This window comes from Mycoplasma sp. 2261 (assembly GCF_053851575.1).
In genome coordinates this window covers 74,112-99,819 of the sequence record NZ_JBSQAX010000001.1, presented here as the reverse complement: position 1 = coordinate 99,819, position 25,708 = coordinate 74,112, and the positions used below count along the sequence as shown (strand labels likewise).

15 protein-coding genes, 2 tRNA genes, 1 pseudogene and 1 riboswitch are annotated in these 25,708 nt (G+C 27.6%); of the genes and pseudogenes, 11 read left to right on the top strand and 7 right to left on the bottom strand.

The annotated features are described in order from the left end of the window. Window positions 1–111 precede the first annotated feature (111 nt). The 4 genes and pseudogenes from ACWXVM_RS00400 to ACWXVM_RS00385 form a co-directional block, all read right to left on the bottom strand. Window positions 112–1,308, bottom strand: a pseudogene (locus tag ACWXVM_RS00400) (DUF4011 domain-containing protein); the annotation flags it as partial. Between the two features lie 375 nt (window positions 1,309–1,683). Next, a complete protein-coding gene (locus tag ACWXVM_RS00395; RefSeq protein ID WP_455993691.1) occupies window positions 1,684–2,016 on the bottom strand; it encodes a hypothetical protein in 333 nt (110 codons plus the stop codon). 438 nt (window positions 2,017–2,454) lie between these two features. Further along, window positions 2,455–2,640, bottom strand: a complete 186-nt coding sequence (locus ACWXVM_RS00390; RefSeq protein WP_455966384.1) for a hypothetical protein — start codon at window positions 2,638–2,640, stop codon at window positions 2,455–2,457. A gap of 115 nt (window positions 2,641–2,755) precedes the next feature. After that, entirely contained in the window at window positions 2,756–3,133 is a 378-nt protein-coding gene (locus tag ACWXVM_RS00385; RefSeq protein WP_455993689.1) for a hypothetical protein, read from the bottom strand. 224 nt (window positions 3,134–3,357) lie between these two features. Between ACWXVM_RS00385 and ACWXVM_RS00380 the strand changes: the two genes are divergently transcribed. Next, window positions 3,358–3,444, top strand: a tRNA-Leu gene (locus tag ACWXVM_RS00380). Window positions 3,445–3,447: 3 nt separating this feature from the next. Further along, a tRNA-Lys gene (locus tag ACWXVM_RS00375) sits at window positions 3,448–3,523 on the top strand. 51 nt (window positions 3,524–3,574) lie between these two features. On the opposite strand, the gene ACWXVM_RS00370 is transcribed toward ACWXVM_RS00375, so the two are convergent. Both ACWXVM_RS00370 and cypl read right to left on the bottom strand, forming a co-directional pair. After that, window positions 3,575–4,915, bottom strand: coding sequence for an ABC transporter permease subunit (locus ACWXVM_RS00370; protein ID WP_455993687.1), 1,341 nt, complete (start codon window positions 4,913–4,915; stop codon window positions 3,575–3,577). A 310-nt stretch (window positions 4,916–5,225) separates the two neighbouring features. After that, window positions 5,226–6,359, bottom strand: coding sequence for an ABC transporter thiamine pyrophosphate-binding lipoprotein p37/Cypl (gene cypl, locus ACWXVM_RS00365; RefSeq protein ID WP_455993685.1), 1,134 nt, complete (start codon window positions 6,357–6,359; stop codon window positions 5,226–5,228). Window positions 6,360–6,398: 39 nt separating this feature from the next. Next, window positions 6,399–6,489, bottom strand: a riboswitch (TPP riboswitch). A 207-nt stretch (window positions 6,490–6,696) separates the two neighbouring features. On the opposite strand from cypl, the gene ACWXVM_RS00360 reads away from it, so the two are divergent. From ACWXVM_RS00360 to ACWXVM_RS00320, 9 genes are all read left to right on the top strand, one after another. Beyond that, a complete protein-coding gene (locus tag ACWXVM_RS00360) occupies window positions 6,697–7,032 on the top strand; it encodes a hypothetical protein (protein ID WP_444704808.1) in 336 nt (111 codons plus the stop codon). Then, window positions 7,022–8,365: a hypothetical protein gene (locus ACWXVM_RS00355; protein ID WP_455993683.1), complete on the top strand. Its 1,344-nt coding sequence runs from the start codon at window positions 7,022–7,024 to the stop codon at window positions 8,363–8,365. The genes ACWXVM_RS00360 and ACWXVM_RS00355 overlap by 11 nt, the downstream gene beginning before the upstream one ends. Continuing rightward, window positions 8,358–9,326 (top strand): lactate/malate family dehydrogenase, encoded by a 969-nt coding sequence (locus ACWXVM_RS00350; RefSeq protein ID WP_455993681.1) that lies wholly within the window; start codon window positions 8,358–8,360, stop codon window positions 9,324–9,326. The genes ACWXVM_RS00355 and ACWXVM_RS00350 overlap by 8 nt, the downstream gene beginning before the upstream one ends. A 190-nt stretch (window positions 9,327–9,516) precedes the next feature. Next, a complete protein-coding gene (locus tag ACWXVM_RS00345) occupies window positions 9,517–10,260 on the top strand; it encodes a phosphonate ABC transporter ATP-binding protein (protein ID WP_455993678.1) in 744 nt (247 codons plus the stop codon). A 208-nt stretch (window positions 10,261–10,468) separates the two neighbouring features. Then, the gene (gene mgtA / locus ACWXVM_RS00340; RefSeq protein ID WP_438340350.1) at window positions 10,469–13,261 is read left to right on the top strand and encodes a magnesium-translocating P-type ATPase; all 2,793 of its coding nucleotides are present in this window, start codon (window positions 10,469–10,471) and stop codon (window positions 13,259–13,261) included. 124 nt (window positions 13,262–13,385) lie between these two features. Continuing rightward, window positions 13,386–14,357: a ribose-phosphate diphosphokinase gene (locus ACWXVM_RS00335; RefSeq protein ID WP_438340349.1), complete on the top strand. Its 972-nt coding sequence runs from the start codon at window positions 13,386–13,388 to the stop codon at window positions 14,355–14,357. Further along, window positions 14,344–15,048, top strand: coding sequence for a 16S rRNA (guanine(527)-N(7))-methyltransferase RsmG (rsmG, locus tag ACWXVM_RS00330; RefSeq protein ID WP_455993676.1), 705 nt, complete (start codon window positions 14,344–14,346; stop codon window positions 15,046–15,048). The genes ACWXVM_RS00335 and rsmG overlap by 14 nt, the downstream gene beginning before the upstream one ends. 124 nt (window positions 15,049–15,172) lie before the next feature. Then, window positions 15,173–23,539, top strand: a complete 8,367-nt coding sequence (locus ACWXVM_RS00325; RefSeq protein WP_455993674.1) for an ABC transporter permease — start codon at window positions 15,173–15,175, stop codon at window positions 23,537–23,539. Continuing rightward, window positions 23,539–24,453: an ABC transporter ATP-binding protein gene (locus tag ACWXVM_RS00320; RefSeq protein WP_444704803.1), complete on the top strand. Its 915-nt coding sequence runs from the start codon at window positions 23,539–23,541 to the stop codon at window positions 24,451–24,453. Before ACWXVM_RS00325 ends, ACWXVM_RS00320 begins: the two co-directional genes overlap by 1 nt. A gap of 375 nt (window positions 24,454–24,828) precedes the next feature. Here the strand turns inward: ACWXVM_RS00320 and ACWXVM_RS00315 are convergent, their stop codons facing one another. Beyond that, on the bottom strand, window positions 24,829–25,590 hold the full coding sequence (locus ACWXVM_RS00315; RefSeq protein WP_455993672.1) for a hypothetical protein: 762 nt from the start codon (window positions 25,588–25,590) through the stop codon (window positions 24,829–24,831). Window positions 25,591–25,708: the final 118 nt, after the last annotated feature.

The following is a 25,708-nucleotide window of genomic DNA, read 5'->3' as shown; positions in this document are numbered from 1 at the left end:
TTTTCTTAATAAGATTTCTCCATATTTTTCTAAAAAATCTTTGCTTCTTTGATAGTTAGAAATCAATGTTTGAATATTGTTGTCATCGATTTCATATAATCTTGCCTCTTCGATTGATTTATTAATATCTCTTAATATTTCTTTTTTATCGACTTTTGTGTCGTGAATAGGCATCGCATACTTTTCCAATTTAATTTTTTTAAGGTTGTTGAAAACGACTTGAAGAGCAGCATTTTTTTCAGCAACAAAAAGAATCTTTTTACCTCTTGTTATAAGTTCGGTAATAATATTTGTAATTGTTTGGGATTTACCTGTTCCGGGAGGTCCTTGTAAGATGAAACTTTTTCCTTCAATGGCATTTTGAATGGCGATTTCTTGTGAAGAATCTGAGTTAAGAATTTTATATTGATTTTGAATATCAATCTTTTGGTTTATATTTGTTTCATTAATATTAGATATATCTGTTGCATCGTCAATTTCAGCGCTGATCATTCTTTTGAAAAATTCACTTTCAGATATTTTCTCAATATTTTGTTCAATATCTTTGTAGATGTATATATTACTAAAATCAAATGTAGATAAATAAATATCTTTTGTAATTTCTCATCTTTTATCGCTAATTTGGCCTAGAATTTTTTCAGCATATTCATCAAACATTTCATTGGCATTATTATTTGAAGGTTCAAATGTAAAGTCAGCATTAAAACTATTTTTCATTTTACGTACTAATGTTTCATTTTGAATAAAATCATTTTCCGCTTTTCTTGTAATTCTTCAACCTGATGTATTGCTATCTTTTTTAATTTCTACTGGATAGAATAATAAAGGAGCGTAATTTGGCTCATATGAAGTTGTTGACTCGTATCACTTAACTAAACCAAATGTCATATAAGCAATATCAATTGAATATTCCTCTCTAAAAGTTCTTGCCTTTTTCTCAATTTTCTTAATGGTTTCTAAAAATATAGACTCACCAAATTCTGGATAAAGTTGATTTTTCTTGATAGTTGTTTATTGCTCAATATCTTCTAAATTATGTGAATATAAAGCTTCATATCCGTATTGGCTTTCTGTATATTTTCTAACTTGGTCATAAATCGCCAATGGGAATACTTCTTTTTCAGTGTTATTGAACAATTCTAGTAATGAATAAAAGTCAGGATAAACTATTTTTAATTTATTGGGAATGGTCTTTTTTAAAGAGATACCAATATTTAAGGATTTGTTTCTTAAAGTTAAGTCAAGTAATTTCGTTTTTCAATGATTAATATTTTTTATTAGTTTTTCTTTTTTGATATTATCGATCATGTCTTTTAATCCCCATTTCTATGTACATTTAATACTGTATTAAGTTTAGATTGTTATTGCTGGTTTTATGTTTAAAATACTTTCAATAATGATTTTTTTATACAGCTTAAACTTTTAATGATTTTTATAATTTTATAACTAATTATAAAAATATACAAAAAGTGCTGATTTGCTTAAAAAAACGGCACTTTTTTTACTTTTATGCGTTAAATTGCATGTTAATTCTTAATCAAATCGCAACATTTTTATAGTTTAAAAATGTTTATTAAACTTATGATATTAAATTTATTTTTTAAGCTTTATTCATATTTGGATTGGTTGGTAAACAAAATTTTTTAAACCCACTTTTGCGGACAATAGAATAGAATTAAAAATCTACTTAAAGTATTCAGATAGGTTATTATCCACTTCTTTAATTGCGTTTTTAAACATTGATTTTAAGTGGTTCATTTCTTCTTTTAAACCTGATGTATTTAATTTAAATTTTTCTAAATTTCTAATCAAGTAATTAAACTTGTCCATAAATGTCGAAACTACTGACTTATGCGTTACGACTATCAAACTCAATTTATAAGCCAAATCGTCTCAAACGTCAAGATTTTTACCTATTAAAAAAAATCTCTTGTGAGTTAAAGTTAGTATAAATCACTGCTTGCTTTGTAATGATTTTCCGGAGTTTTGAAAAAAATATTTACCGCTTGAGTTCATGCAAAATAAAACTTTTATTTTCTTTGAAAAATTAACTCTATTGCCGTCAGTATCAACTGGGCCATAATATTCGTTTAGGTACTTAACTGCACCAAAATGAGTTTTGTTTTTAAAATGATAATCAACATACCAACCAGGATCGCCTTCAGTTATTTTTCTAAAACAGTTTTTATTGCTATTTCTTTTTAATTTTGGAGATATAGAATTAAAGTAATCTATTAATTGGTCTTCAATTTTACTAATTTCTGTTCAATGTTTTATATTCTTTATTTTAAAGCATATGGGATAATTTAATTAAACAGTTTTAAAATGCCTTTCAACAAAAGACTTAAATTGCGAAACACTAGAAGATTGAACTTTAAAGCCTAAAGATCGCAAATACTCAGTAATAGGTGTGTATGAAGACTCTTTTTCAAAAAGTTGTTCTCTTATCGTTCTTTATAATCCGTGGAATTCCTTGTGTTCTAAAAAGTTTTCAATCAGATTCATATAACCAATATTGGTTTCCTCTTTAGACATATGGACTGCTAAAAGCCTACCAGTGGCAGGATCAATAGCGTGGTAAGTATGAAAAGTTTCACCCAATCCCATTGTGTCTGGCGTAGCATCGATCTCAACGATCATACCTGAAGAAAGATTTTTCCAGGTATTTTTTATTACTGCATTTTTTCTATTGTTTAGGATTCTCTAATCTGCTATTTATTGCATAATAAAATATTGTTTCTAAAACTTGCGTTATTTAAAATATTTTTTGCGTTTCTTTTAGCTTCTTTTCTGTCGCCTTGTGCAAGTGTTCTGTTTCATACCCCCTTTTTAAGGTGCGTCTGTAAAGCGTTTTAAAAGACATTATTGAACCCTTTGTTCTATAATAAATTGTTATAGTAACATTTCTAGTTCTATCTGTAGGTTGTTCAAAAACAAAAAAACTAAAATATCTGATTTTTTCAATTTCATAATCTACAAGATCATCACTAAACTTTTGTCTATTTTTATTTCCTTTATTTTTGTGCGAGACATTAAATGTCCCGCTAAAATTTATAGATTTTTTAATTTTAGAAACTGTAAAACGGCTAACTTCGTGTTTTATGGCGATTTGGTTTATTTTTAATTTTTCCAAAAGTTATATCGGTATAAATATCTTTTCTTTTTTTCTCAAAATCTGTTAAATTTTGGATTTCTATTTTTTTATATTTCACATTACCTCTTATAATTATTTTAAACTATAGGATGTTGAAAATAATTGAGAATTGCAATGTAGCAAAATAATTGAGAATTTACAAAAATTAATTTTTTTTATTTTTTAAAAAATATATTATAATATTTAAGCATTAATCAATTAATGCCCAGGTGGCGGAATGGTAGACGCTACGGACTTAAAATCCGTTGGCTGTAATGGCCGTGCTGGTTCAAGTCCAGTTCTGGGCACCAGAAGCGCCCTTAGCTCAGAAGGTAGAGCAAATGGCTTTTAACCATTGGGTCAGAGGTTCGAATCCTCTAGGGCGTACCATTTCAGGTGACTGACATAAACAAATAAAAGACAGATTATCTGTCTTTTATTTTAATTTTTTTGTTTAATACTAAATCTTATGAAATATGGAGTGAAACTGATTAGCGCAATGATAATAAAACCTATTCACAAATAAGGCGAAACATCAGCTATATCTTTTGCTCTTGTTAGATTTGTTTTTTGGCCTAATAATGAAGAAGACAAAGAACCATAAATTATAAAATTTCTAGCTATTTTTTCTAGTTCTAGGCTTGCAAAGCTAATGAAATCTAGTCTAATTTTTGGGCGAATAAAATTTCTATATATCAAAAAATTAGAGAAGCCTAGTTTTTTTAATTCTTTTATTTTTTCTATACTAATGTTATTAATTGTCTGATATAAGTTTCTTGATATTGAAGATGCACTATGGATACCAAAAGCAAAAACAAATGATGCTGACAATTCTTCAAAAAGATTAGAAAGCATTAGAAATATAATAACAGCAGGTATTGCTCTTATTAATATATTTAAATACTTATAGAAGATACTCAAATGTTTTCCTACTATTGATTTAGACATTAATAGCATTCTAAAATATGAAATAAAATATGTTAAAATGAAGGTTAAGAATACAAGTGATGCAAATTGAATGATAATCCAAAAAATTCCATCTTCGCTGAAGCTAAAAATTATATCTTTTCAACTCCCCTTAAACATATTATTTAAAAAGCCAGTAGCTTCGGTCTCATAAAATTTTTCATGAGCTAAATCTTTTATAGCTACGCAAATTAGCGCAAAGGTAAGTAAAATAAATAGTGAAATAAAAGTTTTTTTGATTATATTATTAGTTTGATATTTCTTAAAATTTATATTATCTTGTTTTCGAGATTCAAATAGAAATTTGTTTATATTTTCACTAATAATTTCCACTAAAAACAAGAAGGAAACTAGTATTAACAAAGGTATTATTAGTTCTGTATAATTTATTGGCTGAATTTGAGGATTTATTAAAATTCCTATCCCTAAAAAACCAATATTAGCTAGTATTGCTGACCAACGTAAATTTGTTTCAAATGCATAGATGAAGTAACTTATGAATTTTTTTCTAAGTTGAGGTCATATTTCTGTTCAAAAAGCCTTTTGTCTTGAGTGCTGTGATTTTACCAAATGATAAAAAATACTAAAATTAGCATTCTCAATTATTTGTGAAAAATACTCATGCAATCAAAGTCATGTAAATCAACAAAAAATTAATGCTATCGCTAGTTTTTTATCAAAAGAAATTTTAAATAAATATACAAAAAACAATTCTGGAAAAATTCTTAAAGCAATTACTATAACTTTAGATGGAATAGCTATATATTTGCTATTGGTTTTAATATTAGAAAAATACGAAGTGAGAAATGCGAGCATGAATCCAATAATTGTACTTAGGAAAATTATTTTTATACTATTTCATAAAAACAAAAAAGAAATATAAAAGAGATTTTGTTTATATATATTACTAAAACTACTTGGAGAAAAAAAATCTCTTAAATTTTTAATAAAGAGGTTAATACCTGATGGTGCAAAACTAAAATTAACAATATAGATTGAAGCTATAATTAATAAAATAATAAAAACAAAAAATGCTATTTTTCAAACTAGCCGATATGGTCCGTTTTTTAAAATAGTATTGCCTAATTTTAACTGTTCTTTAAAAAAGTTTCTTTTTAATCACATATTAACTAAATATTTTATTATAAGGTTGTATTACTTCCTTATCAACATCATTAATTATTTTGTAGCCATTAAATCCTACGGTAGGACCATAATCATCTTCGTTATTTCTTCATAAGTCTATTATTATATTTTTTAAATAGTTTATTTGTTCCGTATTGAAATCATCTTTATTAACCACTACAACATTATACTTTAGCGGATCAGTGGCCGTTAAAAATTCAATTTTAACATTCCCATCATCAGGGGTGTAAAACTTGCCCCCTTTATTATTGCGATAGGCAAACGAGGCCATTTCATCGAAAACAATATGATATTTTTTAAGTGAACCATTCGCTATATTTTTTGCTTCTCCTTGTGTATATTTTTCGATATTTTTTATTTTATCTTCAGCAAAAGAATTAAATTTATTGTTTTCTAGATTAAAATGCTTTTTGAATAATGCTTCTTGTAGAATATATTTTGAACCGCTGCTTTCCTTACCGGTCACAATACCAAAATTTCTAAAAGTATTTCAATCTTTATTGTCTCATGCTTTTTTAATTTGTTCTCTTTCTTCATTTGTGCCTTGAATCATTATAATGCCACGATAGTATTCAACTAATTCATTATTTTTTGCATAGAAATATTCGTATATATTTCCATTTCAACTATATTCTTCATCGGTTCATGCGGTATATGATTTTTTATTAAACAATTTTTGTAATTTAGCAGCAATAATTCTTAATTTGTCAGTGTTTGATCCATCTGAGTAGCTATCATTAAAATTTTTATCAAATTTAAATGCCCTAGTCATAGTTTGCAAGATAGGAATAATATTTTGGTCATTGTTTCTGATGAATAAAGGAGTCGTAATGATAGCAACGTTGCTTGTTTTTTTTCTAACAATACCAGCTATATCATTATTTGCTGAAACGTATCTTACTTTAATTGTTGCATCCTTATTTATTTTCTTTTTAAATTCAGATAAAATTTTGCTAAAAAATAGATGTTTTTTATTACCAAAAAAAGGCTCATTTATAACAAATTTTAATGTTAAATTAGCATCCTGCTTTGCACTGCACGCAATAGAAATAAAGGCAAATGTGGACATTAGAGTGCTTAGGCTTAGTATAAACGCTATTTTTTTATTTTTCATAAAACAAAAATCCCTTCAATTTAATTAAAAAGGGATGATGACCAAAAAATAAGAACTCACTACGCCAGTATTATCTGGATCAGCTAACGAGGGTATTTCTCAGCCTTAATGGGCACCCCTGTTCATAAATTTATGATTCAATTATAGTACTTTTTAGTTTGCAAAAAGGAAAAAATGTCTTTTTACTTATGTTGTAATTAATATTGGATTTAAGAGTAAGTTTTATAGATATGCTATTTTGCTTTGAAAATATAAAATATACTTTGGATATCATAATTATTTTTTGTTATTTAGCATATAATTTATATGCTACTAAGTACATTTAAAAGGGAAAAAGATGAGTTATTCAGTCGGTCAAATAATAAAGGCAAAAGTTTACAAAATTTCAAGCAAATTTATAACTCTTATAACCAAAACCAACCATGTTGGTTATTTAGGCATTTCTGAAGTTAGTGATTATTATATAAGTAATTTGAATTCATTTTTTAAGATTAATGACATTAAAGAACTAATAATTATTGATATAGCAGCAAATGGTGAACTTATTTTTTCATTTAAGCAAATTCATCCAAAGGAATTAAGAAATCCTTTTAGTTTTAAACTTGATAAAAATGGCGCTAAGTTTGATAAATTGCTTGATTTTACAAATAAAGGAATACATTATGGCGATTAAAAGTAAGATAGATTTTTTATCTGACCAGGTTATTGACTCTAAATTATTTAGTGGTAAATATAAGGATATTATTAACGATATTAATGATAAAATAAAATCCAAAGAAATTGAAGGATATAAAAATTTTGGTTTTTTTGAAATTGATAGAAATATCCAAAGGAGTGATTATTCAAAGATAAAAAAAATTGTCAAATTTTTTAATGATGAAAAAATCCAAACCTTTGTTGTCATTGCTCCACAACATATATGTATTCAATCAAAGAGTATAATAGGCCTAGCGAATTCCCGCTTAAGAAACAATTGTGGAATTGAGATTATGTATGTTGATGAAAGTTATGAAGGAATAGATATCTTAAACCTAATTCAATATTTAGAAAATAGGTCATTTGCAATTAATGTTATATCAAAAAATGGAGAGGATATTGAGAGCTTAATTGTTTTTAGAGAATTGGTTACATTACTTAATATACAGGTTGGCAGAAATAATGCAACCAATTATATTTTTATAACAACTAATAACAACTATGGAAAATTATTCAATCTTGTTCAAACAAAAAATTATAATCATTTAGTTTTATTAGATAATACCCCTGAAAGATATTTAAACTATTCAGCAGCAGTTTTATTACCTCTTGCTTGTGCTAATATTGACATTGATGATTATATTGAAGGAGCAAAAGAAGCAAATGAATATTTTAGTAACACAAATTTAGAAAATAATAGTGCATATCGTTATGCTCTAGTTAGATATATATTTAATAAACAAGATCGCAATCATGAAGAGAAAGACATTTTTGCAATTGAGAATATTGTTTCGGGATCTAAAATTTATAAATGTTTAAATGATTTATTTGCTATGTATCTGGTTTCGTCTTCATATCGGAGTTATAAAGGAATACAGGTTAACACATTTATTCATCCTTCTGATACTAAAACGTTTGCTAATTTGTTTTATAATAAGCAAAGAAGAATGTTTAATACTCATATTTTGGTTCAAAATCCCATGTTTGACTTCAATATAGCTATTGTTAATGACAATGATGGCGATGAACTTAATTTTTTAATGAAGAAAACATTTAACAATGTAAATAAGGCATTATTGCAAGCAACTAAGGATTATTATCTAGGTATTCAAATACCTTTTATAGATATAGTTATTAGCGATTTAGAGGATAAAACATTGGGTTGAATTGTTTCCTTTATTCATCGTGCATCAATAATGAGTGCACATCTTATGAAGATAGATCCATTTGAAGAAACCGGATTAAAAACGTTTAATATCGTTATGGCTAAAAAAATTAACGAATTAATGGGGGGACAAAAAAATGACTAAAATAGGAATTATTGGCGTTGGGGCCGTTGGTTCGGCCTATTTATATGCTTCATTGAATAAATCGATTGAGGCTGATTATGTATTGGTTGATGCCTTTGTTGAATATGCAAAAGCACAAGCTAAAGATCTGAATGATGCTGCATGTTCGATGTTACAAAGCGGTTCAACATTTATGGCTGGAACTTATCAAGATTTAGCAGATGCTGAGATCATTGTTATTACTGCATCGGTAAAACCGAAGGATGGAGTTTTAAAAGACCGACTTGAATTATTAACAGATAATGCTAAATTAATTGCTGAAATAGGAACAAAAATAAAGCAATCAGGTTTCAATGGTATTACTATTATCGCTTCAAACCCGGTTGACATTATGGCTTCAATATATCAACAAATCACAAAATTTGCTCCTGAAAGAGTTATATCATCTGGAACAATTCTTGAAACCGCTAGAATGAAAAAATTCCTGTCTGAAAAAATTAATATTAAGGCAGGATCGATTACTGGATTCGTTATTGGAGAACACGGAGCAAGATGTTTGATTCCGTTTTCAAAAATAAGAATAGGACTTGGTTCATTAAAGGATTGATTAGCAAATAATACAATTTCGGAAGAATGATTACAAAAATTAAATCAAAAAGTTAAGGATGAAGCATTTGAAATTATTACTGGAAAAGGAATTACAAATTTTGGAATTGGTGAAAACCTAGCCGAAATTACGCAATCAATTTTAACAGATCGTCAAGCAATTTATTCATTAGGAGTTAAACTCCCACAAGAGTATGAAAATAGTGGTGTTTATTTTGGATTACCTGTAATTTTAGGAAGAAATGGTTATCGTCATTTACCAAAAATTAGATTAACAGATGATGAACAATCCATATTTGATTCATTTTCAAAGGAAATGAAGGAAACTGTTGTTGAAATTCTTAAAAATTTAGGTATAGAACCAGATTTTAAGTAATGATTAAAGCTATTGTTTAAACATGGAAATCTCTCTTTAATTGGGAGTTTTTTTATTTATTTCTTTTAAGTTTAATTTATTGAGAATTTATAATGTCAGGCCTATTTGTTAATATTAATATGATGTAAATTTATTTTTTGCATAATTGCGTTATATTAATATGTTAAAAATTACAATATAATATTAAAATATGAAGAAAATTCAATTTGAGCATTATTATGCCGCATATCCAAGATCAAGGATGAATATATTAAATGATATAAATTTGTTAATTAATCAAGGTGAAATGATTGCTATTATAGGAAGATCTGGTTCAGGAAAAACTACATTGTTTAATGCCATTCTAAAACAACTAAAAACTAGTCAAGGCAAACTTTTTATTAATGAATATGATATAGAGAACATTTCGAAACGACAATGAAAAAAAATAGTAAAGAGAGTTGGTTATCTTTCGCAAGAAACAAATCTTATTGAGTCGCTAAATGTGTATGAAAATATTTTGCATTTTTATTCAAAATATAAAAATGTGTTATTTTCCTTGTTAAAAATAATAACTAAATCACAAAAACAAGAAATTTATAATGTTCTCGATTCCTTAGGAATTTTAGATAAGATCTTTACAAAAATTTCTGATTTATCAGGTGGACAAAAACAACGTGTTGAAATAGCAAAAATTTTGTTAAGAGACGTTGATATTATTTTAGCTGACGAACCAACTAGTTCACTAGATATTAAGACATCAAAGGATATAATGTCAATTTTAAAAAATATCAACATGAAATATAACACAACAGTTTTAGTTAATATTCATGATTTAAATGTCCTTAGAAATAATTTTTCTAAATATATTTTTATTAATAATGGTCAAATAATTAAGAATGGAGACCTTTATAATCTTTCTGAAAAAGAATTAGAACAGTTATATGAAAGTTAGATATTAAGAGGTATGTTTATTACTTTTTTATTTTTTAAATTGTTGTTTAATGTAAAATTAAGTAAATATAAAATGGAAAGGTGACTTAATGGAAGTACAAAGTAGTGATCGAAGTAGTGCAAATATTGTGTTTTCACTAAGCACATTTTGTTAATTATGTAGAATTACTGCTTCCTTAAACATATTTTAAATATAAAGGAGGTGAATAATGAAGAAAGCAAAGGTTAATAATATTGAGAGTCAAAATATTAAATTATCTAAGCAAGATTTAGCAAAAAATAATCCGATAAATAAGCGACTAGTTGAAGCATCTATTAGTGATGTAGAACTTTTATTTGAAAAATATAAATCTTCTAAAAATGGTATCAAGATTGAAAAACAAGTTGAGCAAAACCGCGATGAATATGGTGTAAATAAAATTTCCAAAAAAGGGGCTGACACTGCTGGAAAAAGATTAATCCGCTCTTTCTTTAATTTGTTTAATATTATTCTTTTTATACTCACAATTATTACTGCTGTAGTCGATATTATATTGCCAATAAGCAGTGGTAAGTATAATGAAGTTAATTATATAACTGTCATTATTATTCTGGTAATAGTTTTTGCCAGCAGTATTATTCACTTTATTCAAGAACAAAAATCTGCTTCTAGTGCCAATAAACTTATTGAAATTATTGAGACAACTTGTTTGGTTGAGCGTGATGGGGTTCTAAAGGAAATACCGATGGACGAAATAGTTGTTGGTGATATTGTTCATTTAGCAGCTGGCGATATTATTCCTGGTGATGTTAGAATTATTGCGGCAAAAGACTTATTTGTTTCGCAATCCTCATTATCTGGCGAAAGCGATGCAATTGAAAAATATAGTATTATTGATGCACAAACTAATTATGATAATCTGACAGATAGACCCAATCTTGCTTTTATGGGTTCAAACATTATTTCTGGTTCAGCAAAGGCATTGGTGCTAGTAGTCGGAAATGATACTGTCATTGGTAAGGTGGCTTCAAAATTAAATGAAAAACAAGTCCCTACTAACTTTGAAAAGGGTATTAAAAAAATTTCTGTAATGTTAACCTGCATCATTGCTTTTGTTATTCCTATCATTTTTTTAATTGTTGGATTAACCCATCAAAAGATTGAAGGAAACAATGCATGATTTAATGCCTTATTATTTGGTATATCTATTGCTATCGGATTAATCCCTGAAATGTTGCCAATGATTGTAACTGCTTGTTTATCAAAGGGTTCAATCGCAATGGGTAAGGCAAAAACTATTGTTAAAAATATTAACTCTATCCAAAATTTTGGTGCTATGGATATTTTATGTACTGATAAGACTGGAACAATAACTCAAGATGAAATTATTCTTGAAAGACACCTTGATGTTAATGGGAAAGAGGATTATCATGTTTTAAAGTATGCTTTTTTAAATTCTTATTATCAAACGGGATTAAAAAACCTACTAGATAAATCGATTATTAATCGTACCCTTGATTTAGCTGATGAACAAAAATCATTAGATAATCTTGAACTGCATTATTTGAAAATTGATGAGGTTCCTTTCGATTTCAATAGAAAGCGTATGTCAGTGCTTGTAAAGTCTCTTAAAAATAATAAGGTTACATTGATTACTAAAGGAGCTGTTGAAGAAATTATTAATGTATGTAGCACAATTTATTTAGATGGAAAAGTAATTCCTCTTGATAAAAAGGTAATCCGTAAAGTTTTGAATAAGGTTGAAGAATTTAGCGAAGAAGGAATGAGAGTTGTTGCTGTCGCTTCCAAAAAGTCTAATATTGATGCTGTCGGAAAACTGAGTGTAAACGATGAAAAAGATATGACTTTAATAGGCTATCTAACATTTTTAGACCCACCGAAAGATTCTGCTGAAGATGCTATTAAGAAGTTACATAATTTGGGCGTAGAAGTAAAAATACTAACTGGTGATAATCCACTGGTTACAAAGGCAGTTTGTTCAAAAGTCGGCATTCCTTATGAAAAAATATTGCTAGGAAAAGATATTACTAAACTTAGTGATGTCGAGCTAGCAATCGAAGTCGAAAAGACACAAATTTTTGCTAAACTTAGCCCCGATCAAAAAGCTAGAATAATTACCATTTTGCGTAATAATGGTCACGTTGTTGGCTACATGGGTGATGGTATTAATGATGCACCAGCAATGAAGGTTGCTGACGTATCAATATCTGTAGATACAGCAGTTGATATTGCAAAAGAGTCAGCTAATATCATTCTTCTTGAAAAAGATTTAAATGTTTTGGCTACAGGGATAGTTGAGGGAAGAAAAACTCATGCCAATATTAATAAATATATAAAAATGACTGTGTCCTCAAACTTTGGAAACATTTTTAGCGTAGTTATAGCCTCAATTATGCTTCCATTTATTCCTTTAGCACCTGTGCAAATTATTTTTTTAAATTTAATTTACGATTTTTGTTGTGGAACAATTCCCTGAGATAATGTAGATAAAGAATTTATTCAATCTCCGCGGCAATGGGGACATAAGTCTATTTGACGATTTATGCTATGATTTGGCCCTGCTAGTTCGATTGTTGATGTTATGTCGTTTTGTTTATTATTTTTTGTTATCATTCCACAAGCAATTAAACAAACAACATTTACCAAAATTAGTGATTATAGTAATTTATCTCTTGAACAACAAAAAGAATTTAGATTGATGTTTTGAGCTGGGTGATTAGTTATCTCAATGTGAACACAAACTTTTGTTATTCATCTATTAAGAACTGATAAAGTGCCACTAATTAAATCTAACGCTTCTACTCCGGTGATTATTTCAACCTTGACCGGAGTTGCGCTGGTAACTGCTCTTCCTTATATTCCAAAGTTAAATACTTCCTTGCAACTAGCACCGCTACCCTCGATATTTTATGCTTGGCTTGCACTGTTGCTTTCGACCTATACATTTCTTGTGATAATAACCAAAATTATTTATCGTAAGATCTATAAGCATTTCTTATAATTAATAAGTCAACTTGGCTTATTTTTTTAATTTTGTAATAATCTAAGAAAAAGTTAAATATTAACACATTAATATATTAAAATTAATATTAAAAATTAGGGAAGGAAAATTTAAGCTAAAAAAAATGAAAAAATTAGATGAAAATGTAATTATTTTTGGGATGGATAATTCTGAAAAACTAGCTAATGAAATTGCTAAATATTTAGACACTGATGTTAAAAAGGTTAATAAAGTTGTTTTTGCTGACGGCGAGAATTTAGTTTATCCCGACGAAACTGTTCGAAATAAAACTGTTTTTGTTATCAACAATACAGGAAAACCAGTCAATGATAATTTAATGAGTCTTTTGATATTTATTGATGCGCTGAAGCGTGCTAGCGCAAAAAGAATTATTTGTGTTACTACTTATTATGGTTATGCAAGACAGGATAGAAAAACAAGCGGCAGACATCCAATCTCAGCCAAACTTGTTGCTGATTTATTAGAAACTGCTGGTGCTGATAAAATTATTGTTGTTGATTTGCACAATGCATCAATTCAAGGCTTTTTTAATATTCCTGTTGATGATCTAAGAGGTCAATTTATTTTTGCTAAGGAATTAAGAAAAAGAAAAGATAAATTTGTTATTGTCTCACCTGATCATGGCGGCGCAGTTAGAGCGCGTCAATTATCAGAATGCCTAAATTCCGATGAACCAATTGCAATTATTGATAAAAGAAGAACTGGCCCAAATGTATCTGAAATTATGGGCGTTTTAGGTAATGTTAATGGTAAGAATGTAATCATCTATGATGATATTATTGATACTGGTGGAACTATTATACATGCCGCAGAAACACTAAAGGCACAAGGCGCTAACAAAGTTATTATCGCTGCAACACACGGGTTATTTTCAAGAGGTTTTGAAATGTTTGAAAGCAATCCTATCATTGATGAAGTTATAATAACTAATTCAGTAGATCACTCACATTTATCACATTTTAAGAAGCTAAAAGAATTATCAATGGCCGAATTTCTTGGTTTAGTTATTGAGGCTAATACTAATAGCACATCAATAAGTGAAATTTATAAAGAATATAGTAATGGAAGAATTTAGAAGAATTATAACTCAATATCTTTGCATTGAAGATGAAGACATAATTGCTAAACTTTATTTATATTATCAGTTAATTGAAGAGGAAAATAAGAAGTATAATTTAACAGGTTTTTACGGTGAAAAATTAATTAAAGAGGGCATTATAGAATCGATTCTTATTTTTAAAAATATAAATAAAAATATTGCAAATCTATGTAATAAGGAGGTTCTTGACATTGGTTCAGGAGCAGGTTTTCCTATTATCCCTTATTTAATATATAGTCAAAATTTTAATCTTACAATTTATGAGCCGATGCAAAAAAGGGTAAATTTTTTATGGCTTGTAGTCAAAAAATGTAATTTAAAAAATGTAAGGATTCTTAAAATAAGATCAGAAGAATCATTAGAAAAGGAAAGATTTGATTTTATAAGCGCAAGAGCAGTTTCAGAATTAAAGAATCTTGTTGAAATATCTCATCATGTTGGAAAAATAGGCTCAATTTTTTGTTTTTTAAAATCAACTAATTTTCAAAAGGAAATTGATAATTCTAAAAATATTAAGAATATATTAAAAATTGAATTTAATACTTTATGTTTAAATAAATTTTTTACTATCGATAATGTCTTGGTTTATTATGAAAAAAAAATTCCTACCCCTAATTTTATCCCAAGAAAATGGTCGATAATTATTAAAGAAAATTCCAAAAAATAAATTTAAATTTTCTGCTCATTATGTACATGAGCAGAATTTTTTGTTGCATATTTAAAAAAATTTATTAAATAATAATTTAATAAACTATATAATTAACATTACAAAGTTTGGGAAGGGGTGAGAGATGAAGAGATTATTTAAAGAAGTTTTTAGGTCACTTGCTAAAAACAAAGTTACATTAATTTGTTTAACAATCTTAATTTTCTTAACAACATTTTTATTTACTTTGTTAAATGATGTTAAGACTTCATATTCACGAACAATAAATGCATATGATAAGGTTTCTAAATTGCATGATTTAACTGTTGATTTAGATATTAATCCTTCAGGAGTCATCCCTAGCCATGGATATAATCAAATTGATAAGGATAATCATAGCGTTATTACTTCGCCAATAAAATTCGAATCATCTAAAAATGGTTCGGATGTTTCTTATACGATTAATTTGCCGGGAAGCGAGCACAATTTTATTAACATAAAAGATACTATCGAAAATTGAAACACCAATCCTAAATATTATTTGAAGACTGAAGACTTTTTAAAATTATATTATGAACAACTTTCAGGTCAAGTTTCAAGTGTCAGATTCGAGATTAATAAAGAAAACCCTAATCCCCAAAAGATTAGAGAATTTACTTTTTCAGGTGAAAATAGAAAATTTAAAGTTTATCAAAAAGAGGGAAATAAATATTCTTTGGTAACTAAAGTAAACAGAGTTAATACCGATGACTTAATAAGATTTAAAACAAAAGTAAAATTAGGTGATATTTTAACTATATCATATGGTCCCAAAGGACCTTTTAATCAACAAACAATTAAAGATAGCGTTGTAGAATCCTCGCCTCTTTATATCAATACCGTAACTAAGCAAGCATCATTTTTGACCCAAGATTATGATGAATGAAAAGCAGAAGGTGTTTTATATGTTATTGAATCTAATAAAGTCCTTGAATTAATGGGATTTGAAAAAAAATCAAATGATCAAAAGTGATATTTTAATGAAGAAAAAGCTAAAAATGCAAAAATTAAAATCGCTGGCAACCAAAAAACAACACAATGAAATATTATTAATGATGATATCCTTGTTGATGATTTTAAACTCGGGACATTTGCAAATGTAAATAAAATAGTTTCTAATTCTCCTCTATATATCGAACTAGCTTCTAATAATACTTATAAAATTCCGGAAGGATGAATAAGAAGAGCTGAGCGAATGGTTTCATATAATTGATATCGTTACATTTTAAATTGAAATGAAAGCAATCAAGAAGATAAGTCCAATTGAAAAGGATCGTACTTTAAATTTATTGAGCAATTTAGCAAAAATCAACCTAAAGAATATGAGCAACATTTATATTTCTCTTATTGAGATAAGACCATAACCACTACCTATAGTATTGGAAATAAATATAAACAAACCTTTGTGCAAACGGTTCCAATTGATAAAAATGATATTGATGTTACCTTTAAACAGCCGTGAAGTGGAGGAAAAGAAAATACACGAATTCCTAAAAATAAACAAAACCTTGATGCCTTTAATTTATGAAATATTAAGCAAGTAGAATTTAATAAATTAGGATCGCAGCCATTAAGTGATGAAGAATTTCAAGATGTATCAAATGTTAGCAAGCTTAATGTAGCTCAAAATTTTATTCGTAATAATGCTTTAAGTTTTGCTCGTTCTTCAATACTAGAAGATATTAAAAAAACTGTTGGTAAAGATAATTTAGGTATTAGAAAAACCATCACTGTTGAAACAGTTAATGAGGGCAATGCAAAAAAGAATGTATTTCATTTTGTTAATATTGGTGATAAGGATAAAAAAATACTAGGATTTGAAAATAATGTCGGTAAGTTATATAACGAAAGTCTTAATCCATCTATTTTGCATTCAAGTATTTCAAATGAAAATGTTGATAAATTCTTATTAAAGCCAGATAAAAATAGCAATCTTATAACTAAAATTCCTGCTGTTTATACTAGGTCGTTAGTTGAAACTATTTTTCGTAATTTTACGCCAAATAATGAATATTTTAATGCGGATATAAGATTTGAAAAGTACTATGATTTTCTTGAAAACACAAAAATTCCAACCCTAGTTGATGGAAAAATATTGGTTTTAACTACTGCTACGCCAGAAATAAAGCGCCCCGGAGGATCTACTGTCGTTGGGGCAATTGCAATGCCTAGACCAAATAAATATATATTTTTAGTTCAAAGCAATATTGATGGTTTTACAGACGATATCGTGTGAAATAAGGTTTTAGTTAATGACAAGGAATATTTAAGCTTGGATGAAGTTTATAATTACCTTGTTCAACAAGATTATACTGTTCGTGGTGAAATAGGTGCAAACGGTTGAGCCGTTGTTAATCCTCAATTTAGAAACGCAATAAGTTTACCAATATCATTCGGATCAATTTCACCAGATTTAACTCTTGAAATTACACAAAAAAATACAATTAAAACCTTAGTTGATAGATTACGTTCAGTTCTTTTAGATACAGATTTTGGAAAATTATTTGATCGCCGTGATGTATATCGTATTTTCAAAGCTGTCACCGATTCTGTTGAAAGCAATGGGTTACATACATTGCTTGCCATCGGAAAAACTAATCGTTTTATTTTAAAAAAAACAATTTTAGATATTATTAAATTTTTAGTTAAACCTCTGCCGCAAGATAATAACCAAAATCTTGAATACATAAATATAAATGCAAATGCTTTCATTCATAATTTCTTTGCAAAGATATTTTTATATTTTAAAAAACAATATTTACTATCGGCTAAAACTAATGAAGAAAGGGAAAACTATCTTGTTTCACAAATAAATAATCTAAGCGGAATTTTAAATTTTTCTAATTTATACATTATTCCACAACTCAAGATTTCATTAAAAGATCTATTTGTTTATATAAGAGATAAAGAAAAAATTTTCGATATTTTAACCGAAATATTTTCATCAATTGATTTTGTTAAATTTTCAGCAATAATAAACGATTGATACGATCGCCATCCATATAAACCGTTTACTGCGGTAAATGATACATATTGAACAATGTCTCATGAACGGATGATTATTTCTTTATTAAGTTCATTGAATGAAGAAAAATTCAAAAAATCCATTAAGAACCTTTTTAATTTAGTAGATTTTAGCAAAATACTTGATCCAGAGCAAAAAAGCAGCTACTACCAAAAATGAGTTCAAGCATACAAAAATATAAATCAAGACTTAGATAAAAATACGAAGGATGAGGCTAAAAAATTCTTCAAAGCCTTAGACGCTAATAAAGATGGCTCATATAAGAATATTAACGAAGGACTATTTAGTATTTTTTTAAATATAAATATTGAACAATTCACTAATTCACTTAATAAATTAATTAAGATTAATAAATATCCAATTACAGCTAATAATAAAATTTATAACGATTACAATACTGAATATCTAAATCAATCTGATTATTTGGCAGCATTTATGTCCTCTCTAAATCTTGTTGGCGAAAATGAAATTTCAGCAAGCAAAATTATTCAAATTCAAAATGCGATTATTAAAATTTTTAACTTTTCAAACAAAACAGAAAGTTTGGTTAAAGAATTAAATATTTCTATTCCAACCAAAGAAGAAGGAAAAATTTCATTACTAGATTTGACTATTTTGCCTAAATTAGCATTGCCAAATAATTTGTCTAGCAGTTTTTCTATTCCTTCGTCATATAATGTTCCTATTAATGAGTTTGATTTAGTTGATATCAAAAAGATTATTGCAAAGGTAAAACAAGCAATAAATTCTAAAACTTTATTAAAATTAACTAAATCTGAGTTTGATTTTGTTAAACAGCAAGCACTTGTTAATGATATTGAGCTAAATAATCTATCAAAATTACTTGCTAAACTTGAAAAATATTTTAACTTTGTATCTCTTTTAAAACTCAAATCTCTTAAACCAAGGGATAATAAGTTCGACTTTATATTAGAAGACAAAAACCAAAAGCCCGAATCATATGCTGATTTAGCCTATTTATCAGCAATTATTGATTCAAATGCTAAAGATAAAAAATCACAAATAGAAATTCTAAAAACCTTGCATAATTTTCTTGCTAAATATCTAGGTTCATCATTTCTTGCAAATGGTGAGGAATCAATTATTAAAAATATGTTTGTTTTATATAGCATATGGATTAAGATGGCTTATTTTTTGAATAGAATTGAGCGTATTGAGGATAAAATATCTATTGATCAAAATACTGGACAAAAGATTATTGAAAAGCAATATGCTAAAAAACTTTCTTATGCACAAATTAAACTTGTTCTAAATGAAATCTATAAACTAGCGTTAAATCCTGAATTTGTTAAGGCAATGCAAAACTTTGATAAAGTTATTAATCCAATTCCTAGTTTAGGAATATTAGGAAGCGATAATAAGTATCAAGCAACACTTTTAAAAATTCCTTATGCTCATGCACATACTAATTTAGCAAATCGTGAACTTATTTCTTTATTGAAAAAATCGCACGGTATTAATTTATTTAAATCTAATTTAATTAATGCTAGAATTGACACCAAAACTATTGATAAAATAATTGACCTTTTAATTAAGAATTCAAATGAACTTACTTATAACTTTGGTTACATTGCAACAGCCTCGCAAATTCCAACTTATTACAATAATTCATTAAAAATGTTTCTTGATTCATTCCTTGAAACTAATGACAAAACTCCTATAAAACCGTTAATTAAAGATGATTATGAACTAGATTTGGCATTCAAAAAGGTTATTGAAAATTCAAGACTTAATAATCATTTATCATTATTAAATATTCCTAATAATCTATTAAATCCTTTGACACTACTAAGCTTTCCTCAAATTCCTTTATATTATATTTTAAGTCCAAATCCAAACGAAGGCAATATTGCTTATATTGTTAAAAAAGTTTTAAATAATCTTAAGTCTTCGAATGTTAAGGATATATTTTATCAAATCGAAGCAATTACACAAAATTTTGAAAATTCTGCTTATTATGTTGAATCGAAAAACGATACTTCTATTGATTTAGACCTATCTAGATTTAATTATATTTTTAATCAAAAATTAAGAAATAGTAATGGTAAGGGACTTGATTTATTTGGTATTAACATTACCTCATCTTTAGAAAAATCAGTATATAAAATCATAGAACCTATTAAAATATCAAATTTAATTTCTTATTCAGATTCAGGTTCATATGTTGCTAAAGTTAATTATGGTTATGCATCTAAAAACGGTAAAGAAGTCTATAAAGGTGATATAAGCAAATATCTATCGAACCCTTATGCTATGCAATTATTTATTTCTTCATTAGATGAAAAGTACAAGGTTAAAGTTAATACGCAGGAGTATTTAATCATTGGTATTGATTCAACTGTTGATTATTTATATCCTGTTATTAATGAAGAAAATATTCAAGTAGATACTAATACCCAAGCAATTATTTATGTCAATTCAAAGGGTTTTGACCGTATAAATTCAGCATATCCAACTTTTGCTGTTAAGACTTATGCATTAGTTAAAGCACCTGTTGATGAGAATGGAAAATATTTGCATAATAAATCGCCGAAGGAATTGCAGGAGCAATTTAATAATGATATTAATCTTATTAATCCTAATTCATTTAACAAAAAGGTTTATTTAAAAGATGAATTAGACAATATAAATCCTGAAAGAAAGATAAGAATTGTAACCATTAGAACTATTGTTAATTCAATCAAAAATGCCACATTCTATTTAATTTCTGTTTTAACTATCTTAGTTGCATTCATTATATACTTTATTATGAAGAGATATATTGAAGCGAGAAATAAAGTTGTTGGAATATTGCGTGCTCAGGGTTATAAAACCTCAAAAATAGCATTTGCATTTTGTGCTTTTGGTTGAATCCCTGCTTTTGTTGGTGGTTTACTTGGTTATATTGTTGGTTTTGCCTTACAGGGAACAGCAATGAATGTTTTGTCTTCATACTGGACACTTGAAAATAATATAATTCCTATTCACACCTCCGCCATCCTTGGTACAATAATTGCACCGTTGTTATTTGTTAGTTTCTTAATTTTTATAATAACAGCAATTTCTGTTAGAAAAAAACCTATTGAGTTAATGAGTGGTCTTGTTGAGGTTAAGGTTGGGAATTTTGCTCAAAGAATTTCAGCAATGTTTAGAAAACTGCCAGTTAAAGCAAGATTTATCGCCTCTATGGCACTAAATAATTTCTGAAAAATGTTCTCGCTATTCTTAGCATTTTCAACCACATCGTTGATTTCTATGTTCTTTTTATCGTCAAACAACATTTTTAATAAGGCTATAACAAAAACATATAAAGATAGACTTTATAAATTTAAGCTTGATCTTGAAAGTCCGACAACTGAAGGTGGGCCTTATGTTACTTATAATAAATCTGATATAAATTCATTATTATATGTTCCTAATGATTTAGCTGGATCATCTTCATCAAATGGTAGTCAACTTGATTATGCTAATCCGAATTTCTTAAGACCAGGCAGTTCATTTAATACCGATGTCCCACATATTCCGTATGCACCAACAGTGTTGACTAAATCATCACTTGATATCTTGATTGATTTATCGGTTGAATTAAGCCCTTGAGATATTACTTATGCTAGTTTGCCTGAAACGCAAAGAGCTAGAGTCGCGCAAATATTTAAGCGTGTATCAAAAGAAATGCAAGCTACCCAATATTTAATTGATATTTCTAAGTTAAAAACCGGTAAGGATTATTTAAATGTTGAAGATAGTGACATATCAAATATTATTGCCGTTACTGATTTGGAAAAATTTCAAAAAGATCTCGCCAATAATAAGCCAGAAGATATAAAAAATCGTACGAGCTTCTTTTATTTCACTTCGTCGTCTTTATATCAAAACAATCAATCCAACGGAAGAATTAGCGAACAGTTTAAATTTATTGAATGAGATCCCATTAATGAAACATACTTTAAACCAAAATCTGTTTCAACATCGAGATATAGACAGGAATATCGTAATTTCTTGGTTAATGCCTACCGTCGTATTGAAAGTCTTGATTTCTTTGTATCATTTGGCGGTATTTATTGAAATGATGTAACTAATGAAAAATATACTTATGCTAAAACACTATATAATAATAAAGAAATAAAGATTTATGGATATTATGGTGATAGTAGATTCATTTCAATGCACAATGCTAATAATGAAGATTTACAACAAAAATTAGCTAACTATCAATATAATGAAAATACTACAATCCCATTGATTGTCAATACTGTTGCCCAAAAAAGATACAATCTTTCTATTGGTTCAAAAATTGAATTTGATTTATTAAACCATGTTGATCGCTTTAGTTATCGTGCGTTAAATCAAAAGCCACCAAGAACTAAATATACCTTTGAAGTTATTGATATATCCGAAACATACATTAATAGTGAATTTATTACAAGAAAGGACATCTTAGACAAAATTTTGGGTTATGACACATTGACTACTCGTTTGCAAAACGCACGTAAGCAAGAACTAGAAAATGCTATATTCTTAAACCCACAAAATAAACAAAAAATTACTAGAGACTTTAGACGAAAATATGAAGCATTTAATGGTATTTTATCTAGTGATACAACACCAGTCCAAACGATCGATACCTTAACTACTTATTCATCAACCGGTTTTTGAGGTGCTACCTCTTCATTTGAAGTTGAAGGTGCAAGCGATCAAACTGTTTGAGAATTCTTTAAACGCATATTTATATCTAATAAAGATCTAAATTATATATCCGTTTATGAACATAATATTGATTCCTATAATGAAGCACACCCTGGAGCTAAATTAAGATATAAAGACGTATTATTTAGACTTCTTAATATAAATGAATCTCAATATGAAAAGATTGTAAAACAAGCTAATTCAAATGAAGAATTTAAAGGTTTAGCACGCAGTATTCTTACGAAATTTTATGGAATACAACCCGATACTATTTATGGTAAAAATATTATGTATGGTGCTTCATTTAACGTTAATAGTAAAGATATTGAAGCAGGTTTTATAGCTGATATTTCTGAAACTGTAAATGTTATTCTAATAGCCTTTATTGTTATGTCGCTATTGATTTCCATTATAATATTAATTGTTATTACTAATATTATGATTGCCTCAAATCAAAGAGCAATAGCTACGTTTTCAGTTTTAGGTTATACTAATCGCGAAAAGATTTCACTATTCTTTGCTAACTTTGTTCCGACTATAATATTTGCTTGTTTATTAATGATACCTGCAACATTACTATTGATTTCGGTATTTAATGCATTTATGATGGCTACATCTCAAATTGTCTTGCCACTTGTTTTACACTATTCAACAATTATTATCTCAGCGGCAATTTGCTTAACAGTGTTTATTCTGACCTCGATGGCTACTTGAAAGAGTTTAAATAAAATTAAGGCCATTGACACCTTGAAAGGAAAATAATGTGAAGAAGAAATAAAAAAGTTGAATCTAAAAATGAAGATTTAAATGTTTCCATGAATAATAAAAAAGAGACATCAATAGCTTCGAATGCTGATGGAATATCAGGACATCCATTAGATAGTGCAACGTTAAAAAAATATAAATTAGCAAATAATAAACCTCGAAAAAAAGATGGATTAGAAAAGGAAAAGAATAGCGATGGCAATATTGTCGAAGTCTTTGATGTTAAGAAAACTTATTTATCAGGAAACGTTGCAACCGATGTTCTAAAAGGTGTATCTTTAACCATAAAAAAGGGCGAAATTGCAATATTGTATGGTAAATCAGGGTCAGGAAAATCGACGCTTTTAAATATAATAAGTGCACTAGATAGACCAACTAGTGGTAAGGTTATTGTTAATAATATAAATTTGCCTTATCTAAATGAATCTAGACAAACGCTATTTAGACGCGATAATATTTCATTTATTTTTCAAAACTATAATTTATTGCAAAATCTAAATAGCTATGATAATGTTGAGACCGGCGCTTATTTACAAAAGGACAAGTCAAAACATTTGGATATTAAGAAATTATTTAAGGATTTCGACCTTGAAGAATGTATGTTTAAATACCCTTCACAAATGTCGGGTGGTCAACAACAACGTGTTTCTATCCTAAGAGCAATAGCTAAAAATTCTGATATTCTTGTTGCTGATGAGCCAACTGGTGCTCTTGATGAAAAAACAGGATGAATTGTTTTAAAAATTCTTCAAGAAATCAACCGCGATTATGGAACTACGATAATTATTGTTTCACATGATGCTGATGTTGCACAAATTGCGGATAAAGTTATTTATCTTGAATTAGGACATATTAAGGATATAAAACATCAAGAACGAAAATGATTAATAAAAAAGGAAAAAGAAAATTAAAATGATTATAACTATATTATTTATTATATTTGGGTTAATACTATCAACTGCTATTATTACTCTATCAGCATTTTTGCTATCAAAGAAAATTAAAAAATCTTACATAGTATCCTCATATTGCATGTTATCATCGTGTTTACCAATATGGATCGCTTTATTTATCTCTGCATTCACATTGACGAAAATAGTATTACTTGTATTCATATGTATTACGCTAATATTAATAATTGTTTCAGCAATTGTATTTGGTATTTCTAGAATAAAAGTTGCTACTCAAACCAAAAAAAGAAGAATAGCCGAAAAAAGAGCGTAATTAGTTGAAGAAAAAAAGCCAGTAATAAACTGGTTTTTTATTTTAATTTAAGAAAATCTTAATTATTTATCATCGTTGTTAGAAACACTTTTTATAATGTCGATACATGAGCCAAAGTGATATGGAACTGCAATTTCTTTAATGTTTTTTCAATCACTTCCAAAGATGTTTCTTAAATAATTTTGATATTCATTTATAACATGAAGTTTTAGCCCATCTTTTTCAAAAATACGAATGTTATAGTTAGTATTTGTTAATCATTTTGTTAGAAAAAAATGATTAATTATTGGTGATGTTATAACAAAACCTTCATACATATCATCGTTTAGACCATTTACTAAATCCTTATAGTTTATCGATTTTTTTAAAGCCTTTAGGAATTTAGAAATAATAATTTTGTTTTTAATTTTAGGAATATTTGAATAATTCATAGTAGCATAATATTGTATAAAGCTTTTACTTTTATTAGAAAATTTATACATCTTTTTTATTTTTTTAATCGTTGTGGGAATGATTAAATTAATATCAACAAAAGGGCAATCATTGTATATATTTTTACTATCTTCAACAAATTTATTTTGTAACGAATAATAGTCAGAGTGTTTGACCGAATCAATTACCTTGTGTGGATATAATTGTCTTAGTTTTTCATATGATTCAAAAGTCATCATTACTTCATAATGATCAGTTTCATTTCAATATTCCAGGTTATTAACCACTGCTAAAAGACTATTAAAATCAAGACTATATCAGAGCTCATGCTTACTGCAAATATTAATAAATTCTTTCAAGATGTCAAGTTTATGGTTAAAAATTTTAGTCATATTTTAAAATTATAATTTAAATTTATTTTTACCTTAATTTATTTAATTTGCTAATTCTCTACTAAATATTGCTTAAGCTGCCTGTGTTAACTTGGTTTTGTTGTTAGCAAAATATATG